This is a genomic window from Hydrocoleum sp. CS-953 (genome assembly GCF_002260545.1).
In the GTDB taxonomy this organism is placed as follows: Bacteria; Cyanobacteriota; Cyanobacteriia; order Cyanobacteriales; family Microcoleaceae; genus Trichodesmium.
The window spans coordinates 1-3,112 of sequence record NZ_LGSU01000436.1 but is presented as its reverse complement, the minus strand read 5'-3'; the positions used below and the strand labels follow the sequence as shown (position 1 = coordinate 3,112).

The window sequence follows — 3,112 nt, the reverse complement described above, 5'->3', positions numbered from 1 at the left end:
ATGTAACTCAAGACAAATATAATTATCTAGAGCGATACGGCTGACGCCACGCTCCGCGATCGCCGATTCCCAAAAATGGCCAGACCATATTCACAAAATTTAGGCCGACCTGTGATTAGAGCCTATCAGAACAAAGAAGGCTCGAGGGCGTCAAATAGCACAAAGATTTCAACTCAGCTTGACTTTTGTCCGTAATTTCAGAGCGGCATTACAAAACCACTCCGAAAAGGTGCTTAACCCAACCTACAATAGAATAAATCATTAAATTAATTATAACTATGTCAGTACAAAAACAATCAAAATTAAATCAATTATCATTAGAACAACATCTCAAAAATTACTTTGGTTATGACTCCTTCCGTCCTGGTCAAAAAGAAATTATTCAAACAGCACTTCAACAAAAAGACCTATTAATTATTATGCCTACTGGTGGAGGAAAATCTTTATGTTTCCAACTACCAGCATTACTCAAACCAGGCTTAACAATAGTAGTTTCTCCCCTGATTTCTTTAATGCAAGACCAAGTAGAATCTTTACAAGATAATGGTATTGCTGCCACATTTTTAAATAGCACTTTAGGCTTAACTGAAACTCGTAGGCGAGAAACAGATATTATGCAGGGGAAAATTAAGCTTTTATATGTAGCACCTGAGAGATTATTATCAGAGAAATTTTTACCATTTTTAGAGTTAATTAATTCCCAACAAGGTATCTCTACTTTTGCCATAGATGAAGCTCATTGTGTTTCCGAATGGGGTCACGATTTTCGCCCAGAATATCGACAGTTACAACTCCTAAGAGAAACCTATCCAGATGTACCAATGATGGCTTTAACTGCCACGGCGACAAAACGAGTTCGAGAAGATATTATTACTCAATTAAATTTACAACAACCATTTATTCATATTGCCAGTTTTTTCCGTTCCAACTTATATTATGAAGTGCGTCAAAAAACTAATCTTAAAAATACTTTTGCCGAAACATTACAAATAATTAGAACAATTGGTGGCTCAGGAATAGTCTATTGTAATAGTCGCAAACGGGTTGATGAAATTGCTCATAAATTACAGCAAAATAATGTATCTGCTTTGCCTTATCATGCTGGTATGAATGATGAGGAAAGAACTATTAATCAAACTAAATTTATCAGAGATGATGTTGATGTAATTGTGGCAACTGTGGCTTTTGGTATGGGAATTAATAAACCAGATGTGCGGTTTGTAATTCACTACGACTTACCCAAAAATATAGAAGGTTATTATCAAGAGACTNATTACAGCAAAATAATGTATCTGCTTTGCCTTATCATGCTGGTATGAATGATGAGGAAAGAACTATTAATCAAACTAAATTTATCAGAGATGATGTTGATGTAATTGTGGCAACTGTGGCTTTTGGTATGGGAATTAATAAACCAGATGTGCGGTTTGTAATTCACTACGACTTACCCAAAAATATAGAAGGTTATTATCAAGAGACTGGTAGGTCTGGTCGAGATGGAGAAGCTGCTCAATGTATTCTATTTTTTAGTTATGGGGATAAGAAAAATATTGAATATTTAATCGGTCAAAAAGATGATGAGCAAGAACAAAGAATTGCCGAACAACAGTTAAGAAGAATTATTAATTATGCTGAAGCTACTGAATGTCGCCATCGAATTTTATTAGGCTATTTTGGAGAAGATTTTCCGGGAAATTGTGGGAATTGTGATAATTGTAAATATCCCAAACCAATAGAAGATTGGACTATTGAAGCCATGAAGTTTTTGTCTTGTGTGGCGAGAACTAAAGAAAGGTTTGGCATGAATTATATTATTGATGTTTTAAGAGGTTCTAAAAGTCAAAAAGTTTTGGATAGAAAACATGACAAACTTTCTACTTATGGTATTGGTAAAGAGAGGAGTTCTGACGAATGGAAAAATTTAGCAAGGTCTCTTTTACATCAAGGTTTAATGGAGGAAACAACTGATGGTTATTCCGTGTTGAAACTTAATCAAAATAGTTGGGATGTAATGGGTAGAAAAATCAAGGTAGAAATTGCTATAGAAAAGAAACATAAGATTGAGAAAACTACTACTTCTTTAGCAGCAGATGAACAGAGATTATTGAAAGAATTACGGGCGTTACGAAAAAGAATTGCTGATGAACAAAGTCTTGCTCCTACTGCAGTTTTTCAAGATACAACATTACAACAAATGGCTAAAAAACAACCCCAAACTTTAGATAAATTTATTAATATTTCTGGAGTAGGTAATTGGAAGCGAGATAAGTATGGTAAGCAGTTTATTGAGGCGATTAGAAATTATTGTGTAGAGTATGGTTTACCTGCTAATTCGGAACCTATTCGAGAGTTAGCAAAAGTTGTTGATAATGTTCCTTCTATGACACAAATAGAAACATTGGAATTGTATAAAAAAGGATTAACTATTAATGCTATTGCTAATGAAAGAGGGCTAAAATCTAGCACTATTGCTAGTCATTTAGCTGAGTTGATAGAAAAGGAACAACCAGTAGATATTGATAGGTTGGTAAAACCGGAAATTCAGACAGAAATTATGGCAGCAATAGAAGAAGTAGGTGATGAAAAATTGACGCCTATTTATGAGTATTTACAAGAGCGTTATAGTTACGGTGAAATTAAATTAGTTAGGGCATTTTGGCGGAGCGAACAGTTATATTTTTAATGGAAAAAGTAGCTTGTTTAGTAGATTAGCGATCGCTCTTGTTATTAGAAAGGCGGTCGCGAAGCGGAAGGTCTTTCTATCGCCTGTTTTATCTATGTCAATATTTACCGAATTTTTGGTGTAGGAATTTCTCGTTCTAATTCTTGAGCAGTTTCTATCCATTCTTGCATAATTATTTCAAATTTTGCAGTGCTTCCTGATAGGTTTCACCATCAGCATTATCCGATCGTCATCAAAAAATCTGTTAGATTCGCTACACATTTTCTTAATAGGATGACTATACTTGAGAAGTATAAATTTATAATCAGTATTATATAAAAAATAAAGTGCTATAGTAAAAATGACTACAATTACAACAAGAGAAGCAGCTTTGTTATTAGGTATTTGTTGTCAACGGGTAAGAGTTCTACTTTCTCAAGGAAGAATTAG

At 34.1% G+C, this 3,112-nt stretch carries 1 protein-coding gene and 1 pseudogene; both read left to right on the top strand.

What is annotated here, in order from left to right:
* Window positions 1–278: 278 nt before the first annotated feature.
* Window positions 279–1,271 (top strand): annotated as a pseudogene (locus tag AFK68_RS04340) (ATP-dependent DNA helicase RecQ); the annotation flags it as partial.
* Between the two features lie 44 nt (window positions 1,272–1,315).
* Window positions 1,316–2,683, top strand: coding sequence for an RQC domain-containing protein (locus AFK68_RS04335; protein WP_371357227.1), 1,368 nt, complete (start codon window positions 1,316–1,318; stop codon window positions 2,681–2,683).
* Window positions 2,684–3,112: the final 429 nt, after the last annotated feature.

Bases quoted from the DNA above. Each gene is read 5' to 3' on its own strand.
- AFK68_RS04335 (WP_371357227.1), top strand. From the start codon at position 1,316: ATGAATGATGAGGAAAGAACTATTAATCAAACTAAATTTATCAGAGAT.